Source organism: Arthrobacter sp. ok909, from assembly GCF_900104405.1.
Lineage (GTDB): Bacteria > Actinomycetota > Actinomycetes > Actinomycetales > Micrococcaceae > Arthrobacter > Arthrobacter humicola.
Genome location: NZ_FNJS01000019.1, coordinates 75933 through 92891, shown reverse-complemented (window position 1 = coordinate 92891; position 16959 = coordinate 75933). Strand labels below are relative to the sequence as shown.

General features: G+C 67.5%; 17 protein-coding genes. 1 reads left to right on the top strand and 16 read right to left on the bottom strand.

Annotated features, from left to right (window positions below; genetic code table 11):
- The 15 genes from BLR03_RS15440 to BLR03_RS15370 form a co-directional block, all read right to left on the bottom strand.
- Positions 1 to 191: twin-arginine translocase subunit TatC (locus BLR03_RS15440; protein ID WP_254788528.1), on the bottom strand; the 191-nt coding region annotated here is incomplete at its 3' end.
- A gap of 18 nt (positions 192 to 209) precedes the next feature.
- Positions 210 to 479: a Sec-independent protein translocase subunit TatA gene (gene tatA / locus BLR03_RS15435; protein ID WP_091254236.1), complete on the bottom strand. Its 270-nt coding sequence runs from the start codon at positions 477 to 479 to the stop codon at positions 210 to 212.
- 35 nt (positions 480 to 514) lie between these two features.
- The gene (locus tag BLR03_RS15430; RefSeq protein WP_091254234.1) at positions 515 to 904 is read right to left on the bottom strand and encodes a hypothetical protein; all 390 of its coding nucleotides are present in this window, start codon (positions 902 to 904) and stop codon (positions 515 to 517) included.
- A gap of 5 nt (positions 905 to 909) precedes the next feature.
- Positions 910 to 2961 (bottom strand): helix-turn-helix transcriptional regulator, encoded by a 2052-nt coding sequence (locus tag BLR03_RS15425; RefSeq protein ID WP_091254231.1) that lies wholly within the window; start codon positions 2959 to 2961, stop codon positions 910 to 912.
- A gap of 149 nt (positions 2962 to 3110) precedes the next feature.
- The gene (locus BLR03_RS15420) at positions 3111 to 3506 is read right to left on the bottom strand and encodes an FKBP-type peptidyl-prolyl cis-trans isomerase (RefSeq protein WP_091254229.1); all 396 of its coding nucleotides are present in this window, start codon (positions 3504 to 3506) and stop codon (positions 3111 to 3113) included.
- Positions 3507 to 3546: 40 nt separating this feature from the next.
- Positions 3547 to 4482: an FKBP-type peptidyl-prolyl cis-trans isomerase gene (locus tag BLR03_RS15415; RefSeq protein WP_091254226.1), complete on the bottom strand. Its 936-nt coding sequence runs from the start codon at positions 4480 to 4482 to the stop codon at positions 3547 to 3549.
- Between the two features lie 111 nt (positions 4483 to 4593).
- The gene (gene pafA / locus BLR03_RS15410) at positions 4594 to 5958 is read right to left on the bottom strand and encodes a Pup--protein ligase (RefSeq protein WP_091254225.1); all 1365 of its coding nucleotides are present in this window, start codon (positions 5956 to 5958) and stop codon (positions 4594 to 4596) included.
- Position 5959: 1 nt separating this feature from the next.
- On the bottom strand, positions 5960 to 6667 hold the full coding sequence (prcA, locus tag BLR03_RS15405; protein ID WP_091254221.1) for a proteasome subunit alpha: 708 nt from the start codon (positions 6665 to 6667) through the stop codon (positions 5960 to 5962).
- A gap of 1 nt (position 6668) precedes the next feature.
- Entirely contained in the window at positions 6669 to 7502 is an 834-nt protein-coding gene (prcB, locus tag BLR03_RS15400) for a proteasome subunit beta (protein WP_091254259.1), read from the bottom strand.
- Between the two features lie 84 nt (positions 7503 to 7586).
- A complete protein-coding gene (locus tag BLR03_RS15395; RefSeq protein ID WP_026266331.1) occupies positions 7587 to 7790 on the bottom strand; it encodes a ubiquitin-like protein Pup in 204 nt (67 codons plus the stop codon).
- Between the two features lie 92 nt (positions 7791 to 7882).
- Positions 7883 to 9493, bottom strand: coding sequence for a depupylase/deamidase Dop (gene dop, locus BLR03_RS15390; protein ID WP_091254256.1), 1611 nt, complete (start codon positions 9491 to 9493; stop codon positions 7883 to 7885).
- A 59-nt stretch (positions 9494 to 9552) separates the two neighbouring features.
- Positions 9553 to 11364 carry a proteasome ATPase gene (gene arc / locus BLR03_RS15385; protein WP_091254218.1) on the bottom strand — a complete coding sequence of 604 codons (1812 nt, stop codon included), beginning with the start codon at positions 11362 to 11364 and terminating at the stop codon, positions 9553 to 9555.
- 84 nt (positions 11365 to 11448) lie between these two features.
- The gene (locus tag BLR03_RS15380) at positions 11449 to 12531 is read right to left on the bottom strand and encodes a tRNA (adenine-N1)-methyltransferase (RefSeq protein WP_091254217.1); all 1083 of its coding nucleotides are present in this window, start codon (positions 12529 to 12531) and stop codon (positions 11449 to 11451) included.
- Positions 12532 to 12632: 101 nt separating this feature from the next.
- Positions 12633 to 13820, bottom strand: a complete 1188-nt coding sequence (locus BLR03_RS15375; protein ID WP_091254214.1) for a site-2 protease family protein — start codon at positions 13818 to 13820, stop codon at positions 12633 to 12635.
- Positions 13813 to 14574 carry an HAD family hydrolase gene (locus tag BLR03_RS15370; protein ID WP_091254212.1) on the bottom strand — a complete coding sequence of 254 codons (762 nt, stop codon included), beginning with the start codon at positions 14572 to 14574 and terminating at the stop codon, positions 13813 to 13815. The genes BLR03_RS15375 and BLR03_RS15370 overlap by 8 nt, the downstream gene beginning before the upstream one ends.
- Before the next feature lie 153 nt (positions 14575 to 14727).
- On the opposite strand from BLR03_RS15370, the gene BLR03_RS15365 reads away from it, so the two are divergent.
- On the top strand, positions 14728 to 15633 hold the full coding sequence (locus BLR03_RS15365) for a PAC2 family protein (RefSeq protein WP_091254210.1): 906 nt from the start codon (positions 14728 to 14730) through the stop codon (positions 15631 to 15633).
- Positions 15634 to 15671: 38 nt separating this feature from the next.
- Here the strand turns inward: BLR03_RS15365 and mshC are convergent, their stop codons facing one another.
- Positions 15672 to 16952: a cysteine--1-D-myo-inosityl 2-amino-2-deoxy-alpha-D-glucopyranoside ligase gene (gene mshC / locus BLR03_RS15360; protein WP_091254208.1), complete on the bottom strand. Its 1281-nt coding sequence runs from the start codon at positions 16950 to 16952 to the stop codon at positions 15672 to 15674.
- Between the last annotated feature and the right edge of the window lie 7 nt (positions 16953 to 16959).

Sequence of the window (16959 nt, the reverse complement as noted above, 5' to 3'; positions counted from 1 at the left end):
GCCTGACGGCCCTGCTGTTCGTTCAGGTCACGGATCGGCTTGGTCAGCGCAGCCAGAAACGGCTGGTAGACGAGGAATCCCGCCACTGTCCCGAGGACGACGGCGATTGCCGCCTTGAAGAGCCGGTTGCGCAGCTCTTTCAGGTGGTCAAGGAGCGCCATCCTCCCCTCGGGGTTCGATCGACGGCTCATGGTTACTGCCATGCGTACTTAGGCGCGGGTCGACGGCGGAATGTCGGTTCCGTCGCCCGTGCGGCTTTCCGGGGCGGCGGCCTGCGGGTGGTTAACAACCCGGCCCTCGACCGGCTCGGAGCCTTCCTTGGCGTCGGAGGTGCCGTCCTTCTTCATTTCCCGGACTTCCGACTTGAAAATGCGCATCGACTGGCCCAGGCTGCGGGCCATGCCCGGCAGCTTCGGTGCAGCGAACAGCACCAATGCCAGAACGATGATGATGATGAGATGCCAGCCTTCAAGCCTCATGTCAAGAGGTCCTTTCGTTTGAATACATCCTACGTCTAACCCAATTCGATGTCGCGCAGCGTCTGGGGCTGCCCGCGGTCCTTCTTGCGCTGGATGCGGCGCAGCCGGCGGGCGTCCTGCCGGGCGAGCTTGGATGCGTCGTAATCATGACGCATCCGGGCAGGCGAGGCAAAAACAGCGCCACCGGGTACCGGCTGAGGGGCCGTGCCGCCCGGGGTGCCGGTCCCGCCGTCGGCAGGCGCCGGCAGGGAGCCCGCAGCTGCGTCAGCGGGTGACGGAAGGCGGGAAAACCGGTCCATGGCTTCACCGAGTTCCTTGAGCGCGGTGGTCGCTTGCCGGTACAACCGCACGCCGAGCACGCCATAGAACAACAGCGAAAGCGCGACGAGCGCTATCCAGATCAGGATCCAGGACCACCAAGGCATGCTGATTAGTCTATCGGGCGGTCCGGCAAGTCCTCGTATTGCGTCAGGGCGGCGGCGAGCCACTGCCGGGACGCCTCGGCGAGGGTGGCCGGCTGCAGGATCCGCACCATGCCTCCGTGCTGGGCGACGAACATCGGCAGCCAGTCCGTGCTGCCGAACCGGATCTCGGCCAGCAGGCCGCCACCAGGCAGGGCGGCGGTCCGTTCGGCATAATAGTCGTCGGCGAGGCCGGTGCCGCGGGGGGCAAGTTGCACTACCACCAACGTGTCATCGTCGTTCGGTGTGAACAGCTTCACCGGGAAACTGTCCGCCGGTGAAGCTGTTGCGGCTGACGGGCGCCCGTTGGGCGTGAGGTCCTCGATCCTGTCCAGGCGGAAGTTGCGCAGGCCCCCGGCCACGTGGCAGTACGCCTCGAGGTACCACGTGTTGTCGAGCGAATACAGCCGCAGGGGGTCCACGTCACGTTCGGAGACGGTGTCGCGCTGCGGGGAGAAATACTTCAGATGAAGCTGAGCGCCGGACCGGATCGCGGCGCGGGCGGTCTCCAGGGTGGCGGAGTTGCCGGGCGCCACCTCGGGGCCGGAGAGCGAGGCCGCTTTGAGCCCCTCCTCCCCCGCCGCGGCCATGAGCTTGAGCGTCACCGATTCGAGCGCGCCGCCTTCGGCGAGCTCGGGCAGGCCGTTGAGCGTCTCCAGGCCCGTCAGGAGCGCGCAGGCCTCGTCCACGGTGAAACGGACCGGGCGGGTCAGGTCAAGGTCCTGGGTGATGAAGACGTGGTCATCGTCCCACTGAATGTCCAGCAGATCGTCCGGGTAGCCTTCCGGCAGGCCCGAGCAGATCAGGATGCGCAAATCGTCCTCGAGGGCCTTGCGGGTGATTCCGAACCGGGCGGCGACCTCGCTGATGTGTAGCCCCTGGTTGTGGACCAGGAAGGGAACCAGTTGCAGCATCCGCTTCAGCTGGTCCTCGGACGTGCGTTTACGGGGCCGGGCGGCTCGGCCGGCCTCCGGGAAGGCCACCTCCGGGACCGGCGCGGCGGCAAACGCTGCGGCCGCGGCGAGGCGGCGGCGGACGGCGGCGGCGAGTTCGGGCGGCGACACCACGACGGCCCGGGGACCGTAGGAGGCCAGCTCCTCGCCCAGCGTCTCTGCGTCACGGAAGGGCACGGCAAGGCGGTCCCGTCCCGCCGCGGGCTGCTCCCCGGGTTCCGCGGCGGCGCCGGCTTCGAGGGCGGCACCGGTTTCCGGGGCGGCGTCGGGCCCCGACAGGGCGCGTTTGCGCAGTCCGAGCAGACGTCCCTGGTCGACGTCGACGACGGCGGTCTGCACGGGCAGTTCGGCCAGGGCCGCCAGTTCGGCGCGGACGTTGAACCCGGCCGGCGGGGTGAAGCTCTCCTTGTCCAGCACTGTCACGGCGGAGGTCAGCCGGGACAGCCGGAAGTACCGCTTATCCCCACGGTCCCGGTCGTGGCCCACGAGGTACCACTGGCCGAAACGGCTGCCGAGGCCCCAAGGCTCCACGAGGCGTTCCTGGTCCTTGCCGGTGCTGCCGGCGAGGTAGCTGAAGCTGACCGGGTGCTGGGCGTGCATGGCGGCCACCAGGTCCTCGAACGCCTGGCCGGCAGGTCGGATGCGCGGCTGGACCCCGACAGGGAGTTCGGCGTCGACGAGGCCGCCGGCGGCCTGCAGCTTGCGGACCGCGTCGACGGCGGCGGAGCCGAGCGCGGCGTGCTCCCACAGCTGCGCCGCGAGGATCAGCACCGTGCACTCTTCGGGGGTGAGGCTGACGTCCGGGAGCCGGTTCGATTCCTTGCCGATCCGGTACCGGGTGGTGGCCGGGTCATCGGAGCCCCAGCCCTGGTCCGTCACGGTCTCAACATCGAAGCCAAACTGGCGCAGCTCCCCTTTGTCGCGTTCGAACATGCGGCCGAACGCGACGTCACTGCTCGTGGTGTCGCGATAGACCTTTGCGCGCAGCTCGCTGCGGCGCAGGCCATACTTGGTGTTGAGCAGGGCAATGAGCAGGTTCAGGAGGCGTTCTGTACGTGAGGCGGACACCCCGCAAGGGTACTAAAGCCGATCACCGAAAAAGACGAAAGCGCGGCAACAGCCGGAAGAACTTTTCCGAGTGTTACCGCGCTTGCGCCCCCAAGGGGGTGGTTCAGTCTGCTGATGCAGCCGGGCCTGCTGTTGGTGTTCGGCGTCCCTTAGCGGACGGCGACGAGGTCTACGACGAAGATCAAGGCCTCGTTGGGGCCGATCGCCCCGCCGGCGCCACGGGAACCGTAGGCAAGCTCGGAGGGAATCTCGAGGCGGCGGCGGCCGCCGACCTTCATCCCAAGCAGGCCTTGGTCCCAGCCCTGGATGACCTGGCCGACGCCGACCCGGAAGTCCAGCGGCGCGCCGCGGCCCCAGGACGCGTCGAATTCTTCACCGGTGGACCAGGCGACGCCCACGTAGTGGGTGGATACGGTGTCGCCGGCCTTGGCCTCGGCGCCGTCGCCTTCGATCAGGTCTGTGATGACCAGTTCGGTGGGGACGTCTCCTTGGGGGAAGTCGATTTCCGGCTTTTCGCGGTCGAGGTTGCGCTGTCCAAATGACATGGTTGCTCCTTTGGGGGTGACGTGTGGTGGATGCGGTGGATTACTTGACGCCGAGGATGTCGACGACGAAGACGAGGTCGCCCTTGGCGTCGCCTTGGCCCTGATCACCGTAGGCGAGGTCCTTCGGGACCACCAAGAGGACGCGCGAGCCGACCGTCTTGCCGGTCAGGCCCTGGGTCCAGCCCTTGATGACGCCGGTGAGCGGGAAGGTGGCCTTCTGGCCGCGGTCAAAGCTGGAATCGAACACCTTGCCGGTCGCGAGGGCCACGCCCACGTAGTTGACCGTGATGGTGTCGGAGTCCTTGACGGCCTGGCCCTTGCCGGTGATGAGGTCCTGGGAGATCAGCGCGGTCGGTGCCGGGACGCCTGCAACGGAGATCTGCGGAACGCCCTTGTCGTTTTCCTTGACGGTCGGCAGTCCGGCCGGCGGGGTGACGGCGTCGCCCTGCGGCTTGTCCAGGACCGGCGGGGCGTCCTTGGCGGAGAGCACCTTGACGATCAGGAGCTGCGTGGGCTTGGCCTCGGTGCCTTCGGCTGCGGCCTGCCCGGGGACGGCCAGGGCAATGTGGGAGCCGACCTTGGCGCCCACGAAAGCGTTGTAGATCACGGGGCTGCTGGTCTTGAGCTCGTCGTTCAGCTCCAGCGGCTCGGGATCGTTCGGGAACGTGTCTTCGAGGGTGGAGCCGTCCTTGCCGTTGAAGGCCACGATCGAGATGTCGGCGATCTGGTTGGCCTTCACCCGGTCGCCGCTGCCCTCGGTGATCACCTTGACAGTGGGTTCCTTGACGTCGAGCGGCTTGGTGAATTCAACACCGGGGGCCTTCTTGTCGCCGTTCTCAGTGAGTTTGACCGAGTCCAGCTTGGCGGTCTCACCCGCGGACTGGCTGGTGGGTTCCGGCGCCGGGGGCGCTTCGCTGCCGCCACAGGCGGTCAGCAGCAGCAGTCCGGGCAGAAGAATTGCAAGTAGTCGGCGCACTTGGAAACTTTCGTCGAGGCAGGGTGGACTCAGTGCCGTTCGGTTTCCCGGGGCAAAGAAAGCGGCGGCCGTAAGGCGGCCCTACCTCAGAATAACGTGCAAAGCTGGGTATCAGCCCATCGAGTCCAGCAGGGCATCGACCCGCTCGTCCACGCTCCGGAACGGGTCCTTGCACAGGATGGTCTGGTGGGCGCGGTCGTTGAGCTTCAAATGAACCCAGTCCACGGTGTAGTCACGGCCCAGTTCCTGGGCGCGCCGGACGAAGTCGCCGCGGAGTTTGGCCCGGGTGGTCTGCGGCGGGGCGTCCACCGCGTCCTTCACTGTGGTGTCGTCCACTACCCGGCGGGTGGCCCCGCGGGACTGGAGCAAGTAGAAGAGGCCGCGGCTGCGGGAGATGTCGTGGTAGGTCAGGTCAAGCTGCGCGATCCGGGGGGCGTCGAGCCCCAGGCCGTGCCGTTCGCGGTAGTTGTCCATGAGCTTCTTCTTGATGGCCCAGTCCACTTCGGTGTCGATCGTGCTGGTGTCACCGCTTTCGATAGCATCCAGGGTGCGCTCCCACAGGTCAAGGATGAGCGGCACGTGGGCGTTGTGGGCACCGTTTTCGGCCACAAACGCAGTCACCTTGCTCAGGTACTCGCGCTGGATCTCCAGGGCCGTGAGCTGCCGGCCGTTGGCTAGCCTCACCAGGGCCCGGCCGCTGAGGTCGTGTGAGATTTCCCGGATGCTGCGAATCGGGTTCTCCATCCGCATGTCGCGCATGATCACCCCGGCCTCGATCATCCGCAGGATCAGGTCCACCGTGCCGATCTTGAGCAGGGCCGTGGTTTCGGACATGTTGGAGTCGCCCACGATCACGTGCAGGCGCCGGTAGAACTCGGCGTCCGCGTGCGGCTCGTCCCGGGTGTTGATGATGGGCCGGGAGCGGGTGGTGGCCGAGGACACGCCCTCCCAGATGTGGTCGGCCCGCTGGGAGAACGCGAAGGTGGCCCCGTGCGGGGTCTTCAGGATTTTGCCGGCCCCGGCGATCAGCTGGCGCGTCACCAGGAACGGGATCAGGATCTCGGCGAGCCGGGAAAATTCCCCGCGGCGCGGGATGAGGTAGTTTTCGTGGCTGCCGTAGGAGTTTCCGGCCGAGTCGGTGTTGTTCTTGAACAGGTAGACGGTGCCGTTGAAGCCTTCGGCCGCCAGCCGTTCCTGGGCCTCGTCGACCAGGTCGCACAAGATCAGTTCCCCGGCGCGGTCGTGCGCGATCAGCTGGGCGAGGTCGTCGCACTCGGCCGTGGCGTACTCGGGGTGGGATCCGACATCCAGGTAGAGGCGCGAACCGTTGGTCAGGAAGACGTTGGAGGACCGTCCCCAGCTGACCACCTTGCGGAAGAGATAGCGGGCGACTTCCTCCGGCGCGAGCGGCCGGGATTCCGGGCTTGAATAGGAAATTCCAAATTCGGTTTCGATGCCGAATATGCGCTTGTCCATCTCACTTCTCCTCAGCCAGCAGTGCCACGATGTCCGCGTCCTCGAGCCGCCGGAACGCCCGGCGGGTGCCGCGGCCGGTTTCCGAACCGCGGTCCAGTACTGCAACTTCCAGCGCGGACGCCGGCAGGGTGGTTGTTTCCTTGTCCGCCACGAGCCCGGCGAGGGCCAGCCGGATGGCTCCGGCGAAGTCGAGTTCGCCCTGCCAGCCCGCCGCGACGGCCTCGGACACCTTGTCCGCCTGCCCGCCCATCACGATGAAGCCGTGTTCATCGGCGATGGACCCGTCAAACGTCAGCCGGTACAGGTGGTCCGCCTCCTGGGTCTGGGCGACTTCGGCGACGGCCAGTTCCACCTCGAAGGGCTTCTGCTCGGCCGTGAACACCGCTCCGAGGCTTTGGGCGTAGACGCTGGCCAAGCCGCGGGCCGTGACGTCCTCACGGTCGTAGGAGTAGCCGCGGACGTCGGCGTACCGCACCCCGGCCTGTCGCAGGCTCTCGAACTCGTTGTATTTTCCGACGGCGGCGAACGCGATTTTGTCGTAGATCTCGCCGATCTTGTGCAGTGACGGGGACGGGTTCTCCGCCACGAGGGCAATCCCGTCTTTGCAGCTGATGACCACCACCGAGCGTCCGCGTGCGATGCCCTTCCGTGCGAAGTCCGCACGGTCCTTCATCAGCTGTTCGGGGGATACATAAAACTGTTGCGTCATCTTAAGCCTCCCGCTGGGCGACGGCCCGGGATTCGATGATGCGGCCGGCCACGGCGGCGAGGTCGCGGTCCGGGACCCGGACGGCGCCTGTCCGGTTCACCACGTAGACCACAGGCCACAGTTGCCGGACCGGGTCGGGGCCGCCGGTGGCGGAGTCGTCGTCGGCGGCGTCGTACAGTGCCTCGACGGCGACCGCCACGGCATCCTGTTCCGAGAGCCCGGGGCGCCAGAGTTTCTTCAGCGCGCCGCGGGCGAACATCGAGCCGGATCCCACGGCATGATGTTCCTGTTCCTCGTAGCGGCCGCCCGTGACGTCGTAGGAGAAGAGCCTGCCGAAGCCGGCGGGCCGGTCGAACCCCGCGAACAGCGGGACGACGGCGAGGCCTTGCATCGCCATGGGCAGGTTGCCCCGGACCATGGCGCCGAGCCGGTTCGCCTTGCCGTCCAGGCTCAGGAGCGTGCCTTCGATCTTCTCGTAGTGCTCCAGCTCAACCTGGAACAGCCGGGTGATGTCGAGGGCGATTCCGGCGGTTCCGGCGATGCCCAGCACGGAGTACTGGTCGGCGGGGAAGACCTTCTCGATGTGCCGGCTCGCGATGACGTTGCCCATTGTGGCGCGTCGGTCCCCGGCCATCAGCACTCCCCCGGCGTAGCTCATCGCCACAATCGTGGTTCCGTGCGGGGCCTGGAGGGGTGCGGCGGCCTGGCCGGCGGCGGGCAGCTGGTTGAAAGGCATGTGGCCGAAGGGCATTAAGTCGGGCCGCTCGCGTTGCAGATGCTCGGTGAATGAGGACGTCGCGTTGGCTGCTACGCGGTTGGCTGTTGTTTCCTGCACTGACGCTCCCTCAACGTGGTGGATCAACGACTCTTCCGGCTCTTAGCCCCTCCTGCCGCCCTCATCCGGCGGCCGGCGGCGCTCCTACTGGCCGCCCTTTTGGACGAATGCGCGGACGAACTCCTCGGCATTGGATTCCAGCACGCCGTCGATCTCGTCGAGGAGATCGTCAACGCCCTGGGTGGCTGCCGACGCCTGGGCGTCCGCGGGGGCCGGCGGCGCGGCGGGGACGTCCTCGTCAACCTCGGTGTCCCGCGACTGCGGCTGCTGCTGCTCCTGGCCTGCCATTGTTTTCTCCTTCATGTCCGTCCCTTTTTCTCGTAAGGGACATCCTGTAGCAATAGTGCCACGCTCGGGGCGCCCGCGGGGGCCTTTTGTTCCTAGGAACCGGGGCTGAGTCCCAGCAGTTCGGCCAGGAACGTTCCGGCCTCCCGGTGCCGGGCGAAGAGACCGCCGGTGAGGGCTTCGGTTCCGCGCAGCGGCTCCCGGGTGGGGACCCGCTGGAGCCTGCCGCGGCCGGGGAGATCGAAGATCACCGAGTCCCAGCTCGCGCCCGCGAGGTCGGCGCCGAAGCGGCTGACGCAGCGTCCGCGGAAGTACGCGCGCGTGTCCGTCGGCGGTTCGGTCACGGCGCGGCTGATCGCGGCGTCGTCGACGATCCGCTGCATCCGGTCGCGGGCCAGCAGGCGGTAGTAGAGCCCTTTTTCGGGGCGGATGTCGGCCCATTGCAGGTCCACGAGGCCCAGCCGGGCATTGTCCCAGTCGAGGCCGTCGCGCTGGCGGTAGCCCTCCAGCAGGGACAGTTTGGCAAGCCATTCCACGGAGGAGGCGGCCGCCGCCCGGTCGCCGCCGAGTTCACTCAAGGTGCCGGACCAGCGTTCCAGGACCTCGTGGGTGTGCCCGTCACCGTCCACGGCGTCCGCAACGCCGGTGTCCTGAGCGTGTTTGGAGGCGGCCTCGAAATAGATCCATTGCAGGTCCAAGGCGGTGATCCGCCGGCCGTCGCTCAGGCGCAGCATCGCGGTCAGCGAGGTGTCGTGGCTGACCGTCTGCAGGGCCGTGACGGGCTCGTGAACCTCAATCCGGGGCGCCAGGCCGGCCTCGATCAGGCTCAGGACCATCGCGGTGGTGCCGAACTTGAGGAAGTTGGATGCCTGGCTGAGGTTGGCGTCACCGATGATGACGTGGAGCCGGCGGTATTTGTCCGCGGTGGCGTGGGGTTCGTCCCGGGTGTTGATGATGGGCCGGCGGATGGTGGTTTCCAGGCCCACTTCGGTTTCGAAGAAGTCGGCCCGCTGGCTGATCTGGTAGCCCGGCCGGGAGCTGTCCTGCCCGAGGCCCACGCGTCCGGCGCCGCAAATGATCTGCCGGGTGACGAAGAACGGCGTGAGCCCGCGAACGATCTCGCCGAACGGCACGGAGCGGGGCATGAGGTAGTTCTCGTGCGAGCCGTAGGACACGGACTTGTTGTCGGTGTTGTTCTTGTAGAGGTTGACCGGCGGCAGCTCGGGGTCGGCGGCGAGGCGGCGGACGGCGGCCAGCGCCACGAGGTCTCCGGCGGCGTCCCATGTGACGGCGGCGCGCGGGTTGGTGACCTCGGGGCTGGAGTACTCCGGATGGGCGTGGTCGACGTACAGCCGTGCCCCGTTGCCCAGCACCATGTTCATCAGCAGCGTGCCGGTCTCGTCCTCGCCGTCGGCCTCGAGTTCCTGCCGTCCGTAGGCGAGGGCTATGGCCTCGGCGTCCAGGACCGGAGGCTGGTCGGTGAGCTGTTCGGGGTCCGCGCTGCTGCGCTCCAAGGTCCAGCCGCGGGCGTCGTGCAACGGCTCTTCGTCGGTGTAGTCCCAGCGGGTTTCGGCCCCGCCGGCCGCCCGCTGCCGCGTTACCTGGGCGTACGCCTGGATGACGCGGGCCGACATCATGGTGGCGTTGGCGCCGGGGGCCGACGGCGCGTGGATGCCGTACTCGGTCTCCGAGCCCATCACTCGCATCGCACCGCCGACGGGCAGGCCGCCGGCCGTGTCGGCCGGCCGTCCCGGGACACCAGCCGTCACAGGTACTGCCCTGTGCTGGGCATGGTCTCGATGGACTTCCCGGGCTCCTGGCCGGCCTTGCCCTGGACGATGGTGCGGATGTAGGTGATGCGCTCACCCTTCTTGCCGGAGATCCGTGCCCAGTCGTCCGGGTTGGTGGTGTTGGGCATGTCCTCGTGCTCACGGAATTCATCCACGACCGCCCGGAGGAGGTGATCGATGCGCAGGCCCTTCTGCCCGATGGTCAGCAGGTCCTTGATGGCGTACTTCTTGGCCCGGTCCACGACGTTCTGCACCACGGCGCCGGAGTTGAAGTCCTTGAAGTAGAGCATTTCGGTGTCGCCGTTGGCGTAGGTCACCTCGAGGTATTCGTTGGACTTCTCGGTGGAGTACATCGCCTCGACGGTCCGCTGGACCATGGCGTCCACGGTGGCCTGGACGTCGCCGTTATGCTCGGCGAGGTCGGACTCGTGGAAGGGCAGGTCCGTGGTGATGTACTTGTTGAAGATGTCGGCGGCGGCCTCGGCGTCGGGGCGCTGGATCTTGACCTTGACGTCCAGGCGGCCCGGGCGCAGGATCGCCGGATCGATCATGTCTTCGCGGTTGGAAGCGCCGATCACGATCACGTTGTCCAGTCGCTCGACGCCGTCGATCTCGCTGAGGAGCTGCGGAACGATCGTGGTTTCGACGTCGGAGGAGATGCCGGTGCCGCGGGTGCGGAACAGCGAATCCATTTCGTCGAAGAACACGACCACGGGGCTGCCCTCGGAGGCCTTCTCGCGGGCGCGGGCGAAAATCAGGCGGATGTGCCGCTCCGTCTCCCCGACGTACTTGTCCAGGAGTTCGGGTCCCTTGATGTTCAGGAAGTAGCTCTTCATGTCCGTCTTGCCGGCACGTTCGGCAGCCCGGGCGGCCAGCGAGTTGGCCACGGCTTTGGCGATCAGGGTCTTGCCGCAGCCCGGCGGGCCGTACAGCAGAATGCCCTTGGGGGCCTTGAGTCCGTGCTCGCGGTAGAGATCGGGGTGCAGGAACGGAAGTTCGACGGCGTCGCGGATCTGTTCGATCTGCGGGCCGAGACCGCCGATGTCCTGGTAGGTGATGTCCGGGACTTCCTCCAGCACGAGGTTTTCGACCTCAGAGCGCGGGATCTTCTCCAGGGCGTAACCGGTGCGCGAATCGATCGAGAGCGCGTCGCCGACCCGGAGCCGCTGGGCGAGCAGGGCCCCGGAGAGCCGGATGACCCGTTCTTCGTCGGCCCGGCCCACCACCAGGGCGCGGTCCGTCCCCAGCATCTCCTTCAGTGTGACCAGGTCCCCGGCGCGCTCGTAACCGAGCCCGGCGACCACCATCAGGGCCTCGTTCAGGAGGACCTCCTGGCCGACTGCCAGCTGGTTGATGTTCACCAGCGGGCTGATCCCCACGCGCATTTTGCGGCCGGCGTTGAAGATATCCACCGATTCCTCAGTGGCTGCCTGGCCGCTGTTCCCGGCGGTCGGCTGGCGCTTCGGGTTCAGCTGAAGGATGGTGCCGAAGCTGTAAGGCGGCTGTCCCTCCTGGTCGAGGGCGTTCTTGAGCCGCAGGATCTCCGCCTTGGCGGTCTCCAGCATGCTGACCAGCTTTGAGTTGTTTTGCGTGGCCGCGGCGAGCTGGCGGTCAATGTGCCGGAGCTTGTCCCGGAGGATGTTAACCTGCCGCTCGGCGACGGAGAGTTCATTGGCGGCATACCGCTCCTCCTCGCCGGCAGCGGCCCGGAACGCGTCCGCTCGTGCGGCAGCATCCGCTGCGTCCTCGGCCGGTGTGCGGCCCGGGTCAGTGTTCGGAGTCTCCATCGTGCATCAGCCCCTTCCTGCTCTTCTATTAAGACCTTAGCCCTAAGAAGGCGGGTGCCGCTGGAGACATCCGAAATATGCTGCCTAGTTCGTTATCTCCGGGGTGTCCACGACGTGTGTTCCGGCGATTGCGTCGCGGGCGGCGCGGCGCAGTTTTTTGTCCGAGACAGCCCGTTCGCCGACGGCGCCGGGAGTCCAGGCGTTGACGTCTTCTTCGTTGAAATCGGTCTTGGACGGGCGGCGCTTTACGGAGATTCCCGTGACGCCGTCGGCGAGCCGGCGGGTCACCAGCAGGAAACCTGTGTGGGCGACCATGCGGTGGTCCGGGCGCACGGCCAGGCCTTCGAGGTGCCAGCCGCGGACCATGGATTCCCACGCGTCGGGCTCGGTGAAGCGGCCGTCGGCGCGGATGGCTTCGGCTGTCCGCGAAAGCTGCGTCACAGTCGCGACATAATTGATCCAGACCCCGCCCGGTGCCAGGACCGTGGCGACGGCGTCGAGGCATTCCCACGGTGCGAGCATGTCCAGGACCACCCGGTCCACGGATCCCGGCTCTTCGGTGCGCACCACTTCTTCCTGGAAGTCTCCGAGGGAGATCTTCCAGGCCGGGTGCGGGCCGCCGAAGATGGTTTCGACGTTGCCGCGGGCGATATCGGCGAATTCCTGTCGGCGCTCGAAGGAATGCAGGTAGCCGTTGTCCCCCACCGCGCGAAGCAGGGAGATGGACAGGGCGCCCGAGCCGACACCGGCTTCAACGACGCGGGCGCCGGGGAAAATGTCCGCCATGGTGACGATCTGGCCGGCGTCCTTGGGGTAGACAACGGCGGCGCCGCGCGGCATCGAGAGCACGAAGTCCGAAAGCAGCGGGCGCAGGGTCTGGTACTGCTGTCCGACGTTGTTCACGACGACGGAGCCGTCAGGCTTGCCAATGATCTCGTCATGGTTCAGGAAGCCGCGGTGGGTGTGGAAGGCCCCGCCGACCTCGAGCGTGATCGTGTTCATGCGTCCGCGCTCGTCCGTGAGCTGCACCCGCTCGCCCTCGCGGAACGGTCCGCGGCGGCGTGCAGCACCGGTCGCGGCAGTACTCGTGCCTGCGGCGGCGGCGGTGCTGGTGGCTGCGGCTGTGTTAATGCCTGCGGCGGCGGTGGCGGCAGTATCGCTGCTCATGAAGATGTTCCTCGCTCCTGTAAAGCTGTGTGGCCGCGGACATGCCGGCGGGCACCGGTCCTTGCGCGTGGGGGCCGGAAATTCACGACCGACCAGTAACTCTACCGGTTCTGCCCCTGGTTCTGGGGTTGGGGCCGGTACTTGCCCGTAATGGCCCCGAGGACGGCAGACTGGTGCAGCAGCCCGGTGACGGCGCCATCGCGGTCCACCACCGCGTACTCCTGGCCGTCGAGCTGGGCCAGGTACTGGACGAGCTCCTGGCCCTTGGACCATTCGGGAACGTAGGCCCCGGCGCCCAGGGCGTAGGAGACTGCCGAAACAGGCGTCGTCGCGGCCAACGGGGCAGGCACCATGGCTGCTGCGCCGGCGTCGACAATGCCCACAGGACGGCCGTCCCGGTCGCACAGCACCACGGCGGGACTGCCGGACGGCGCCCGGTGCAGGACGTCGGCAACCGTGGCGGTTTCCGGAAGGCCGACGGCCGGCTCGGCGAGGGCCGCGGCGTCGACCAAGTACAGCCGGCCCCGCATGCGGGCCTGCTGTATCGACGCCGAAGCGCCCATCCACAGGAAGCTGCCCACGAGGGCCGTGATGAGGGTGAAGGAAATGTCCGGCCGCGCGCCGCTGACCAGGGGCAGGACAATGAACCACAGCGCCAGGGCGATCACGATGATCCGTCCGGCCCAGCCGGCCGCGATGGTTCCCTTGTCCTGGTTTCCGGTGGCCTTCCACACGGCGGATTCGACCAGGCGCCCGCCGTCCAGCGGAAGACCGGGAAGTACGTTGAAGATGCCGATCAGCAGGTTGGCCCAGACGAAGATGTTGGCCAGGATGTCGGCCACACCGCTTAGCTGGCCGTAGGCGAGCAGGAGCCAGCCGGCGCCGGCGAGGACGAAGTTCGCCGCAGGGCCGGCCATCGCGACCAGGACCGAGCGGCCCGGTGAGGCGGTGAAGCTCTGGAACTGGGTGTGGCCGCCCCAGAGGTTGAGGACAATTTTCTCCGTGGGCCAGTGGAACACCTTCGCGGTCAGCGCATGGGCGAGTTCGTGCGCCAGCACGGAGATCAGGAGCAGCAGGGCGTACGCGAAGGCCACGAAGAAGGCGGTGATGCCCAGACGCGGGTTGTTGGTCTCGAGGACCGGGCCGTACGCGATCACGGTGAAGGCCGCGATGATGAACCAGGAGTAGGCGAGATATACCGGGATGCCGGCTATGCGGCCCAGCGGGATACCGTCCTTGCGCGAAGCCGCCACCTTGCCGGGCTGTCCCTGGCCTCCGGTGTCAGCCACGGACGGGACTCGCAGTCGTGCGGGCGACGGAGCCGGCGTCGAGTCCGAAGGTGGCATCGGGGAATTCGTGCCGCAGGGCCACCAGCTCTTCAAGGTCCGCCACTGTGCGGCCCTCGAGGGTATCCCACGTGGCGCGGCGGGGGTCATGCGGGAGGGGCACGATGTGCGGGATGGCGACGGTGACGACGCCCGAGGCCACGGCGGCGGCGACGCCCGGGGCGGAATCCTCCAGGGCCACGCAGTGGTGCAGGCCGAGGTCGGGGTCCTGCTGCTGCAGGAGCTCAACGGCCTTGAGGTAAGCCTCCGGGTGGGGCTTGCCCTGCGAGACGGTGTCCCCTGTGACGAGAAAGTCGAAGTAGGGCGCGGGGAGGCTGGCAACGATTTCCCGCGCCAGCGGGGCCTCTGACATGGTGACGAGGGCGCAGCGGACGCCGGCGTTGTAGAGCTCGTCAAGCAGTTCGCGGGCCCCGGGCCGCCAGGGAACGGACTTGCGGACCTGGCTGACCACGTGGCCCGTGAGGGTGTCGATGATGTCACGCCGTTCCATCGCTACGCCGGCCTCCTGCAGCAGGCCCGCGGAATACACCAGGGACTGTCCCACGAGCTGCATGGCCTGGTCATGGGACCACTGTCCGCCGTGCGCTTCAACGAGGGTGCGTTCGGCCTCGATCCAGTAGGGCTCGGTGTCGACAATGGTGCCATCCATGTCCCATAGCGCTGCTTTAAGGAGGGGCCGGGAAGCTGAGGATCGCATGCCTCCCAGTCTACGGGGAAGCCGGATGCGGGGCGCCCGCGCTACGCCTACGGCGAATTTTGGCCGGCAGGCCGCCATCTCCGGGCAGTTTTTTGCTTCTTCGCGGCGCTTCAATGCCTGCACGGGGAAGCGACTTGGACGTAGGGTGATGGCATGAACAGCTTCGAGGCAGACCCCACCGAACCAGGCGCCGTCTCCGAGCCGGAGCGGCTGCTGCAGCCCGTCCCCGAGGGCCGGCGCATCACGGTCATGCTGGCCGCCTTTGAGGGCTGGAATGACGCCGGGGAGGCCGCCAGCGATGCCCTGCGTTACCTGAACAAACTTTGGGGCGGCAAAAAAGTCGGGTCGATCGACGCCGACGAGTACTACGACTTCCAGTTCACCAGGCCTACGATCCGCCGGACGGCGTCCGGCGAGCGGAAGATCAAGTGGCCGTCCACCCGGATCTTCAAGGCAAGTGTTCCCGACTCGAATGTGGACGTGATCTTCGTCCAGGGTACCGAGCCGTCCTATAAGTGGCGCGCCTACACCGCCGAGCTGCTCGTGCATGCCGAAGCCCTGCACGTGGACTACGTCATTCTGGTCGGTGCCCTGCTGGCCGATGTGCCGCACAGCCGGCCGATTCCGGTCAGCACGTCCACCGACGACAACGCCCTGCGGGAGCGGATGGACTTTGAAGCGTCACAGTACGAGGGGCCGGTGGGCATTGTGGGCGTGCTCGGCGAGGTGGCGCTGCTTGCCGGGCTGCCGACGGTCTCGCTGTGGGCGGCCGTGCCGCACTATGTGGCCCAGGCGCCGTCGCCAAAAGCGCAGCTGGCCATCCTGCACCGGATCGAGGAGCTCCTGCAGGTTCCCCTGGACACCCAGGAACTCGTGGAAGAGGCCGACGCGTGGGAGCGGGGCGTGGACGAGCTCGCCACCGAGGATCCCGAGATTGCGGCCTATGTGCGCCAGCTGGAGGAGGCCAAGGACACCGCCGACCTCCCGGAGGCCAGCGGCGAATCGATCGCCCGTGAATTCGAGCGCTACCTCAAGCGCCGCAACAAGGACAAGCCCTAACGACCAGGCCGCGGCTGCCGGCTCCTAAAATAGGGCTCCTAGAGTTCGACGCCGAGCAGGGCGTTCACGGCATCGGCCACCAGTGCGGCGTCCGTGGCTGAAACGGTTCCCGGGGTGACCAGGGCGGCCTGGGCCCAGGCGTCGATGGCGGCCAGGGCGCCGGGCGCGTTGAGATCGTTGGCGAGCTCGGTCCGCAGCCGGCCGAGGAGGGACGCGACGGAGCCGTGTGGAGCCACCGCGAGGGCTTCGCGCCAGGTGCGGAGCCGGTCCTTGGCCTCCGTGAAACCGGCTTCGGTCCAGGACCAGTCCGTGCGGTAGTGGTGGGCCAGAATGGCCAGACGGATCGCAGCCGGCTCCTCCCCGTCAGCGCGAAGCCGGGACACCAGGACCAAGTTGCCCTTGGACTTGCTCATCTTCTCGCCGTCCAGGCCCACCATGCCGGCGTGCGCGAAGTGGCGGGCCAGCGGAACACCCGCCAGCGAGTAGGCGTGGCCGGCACCCATTTCGTGGTGCGGGAAGATCAGGTCCGAGCCGCCGCCTTGGACGGTGAAGGGCTTGGGCAGGTACTGCTGGGCGATCACGGTGCATTCGATGTGCCAGCCGGGCCGCCCCTCCCCCAGTTCACCGCCGGGCCAGCTGGGCTCACCCTCGCGGGCAACCCGCCACAGCAGCGGATCCAGTGCCTGGCGCTTCCCGGCCCGGCCCGGATCGCCGCCGCGCTCGGCGAAGAGTTCGAGCATTTCGGCGTCGGACAGCCCGGACACGGACCCCAGGGTCCAGGCGTCGACGGCGTCGGTCGAATGTTTCCCGGCGGCCTCGACGTCGTAGTAGACGTCGCCGTCGGGCTCCCCGCCGGTACCGGGAACCCGGTAGGCGAGACCGTTATGCAGGAGCCGCTCGATGGCCGGAACGATCAGGGGAACGGCCTCGACGGCGCCGACGTAGTGGTCCGGGGCGAGGACGTTCAGCGCCTCCATGTCCGTCTGGAAGAGCTCGATTTGGCTTGCCGCGAGTTCGCGCCAGTCCACGCCGGTGGCCGTGGCCCGCTCCAGGAGGGGGTCGTCGACGTCGGTGACGTTCTGGACGTAGGAGACGTGCTGCCGGCCGTCCCGCCAGGCGCGGTTGAGGAGATCGAAGGCGACGTAGCTGGCCGCGTGGCCCATGTGGGTGGCGTCGTAGGGGGTGATGCCGCAGACGTACATCGACTGCTCACCCGTGGCCTCCAGGGTGACGATGGCGCCTTTGGCGGTGTCGAAGAGGCGCAGGGCAGGCATGCTGCCCGGGAGCTGGGGAACAGGGCGGGAGATCCAGGATTTCACAGCCCAA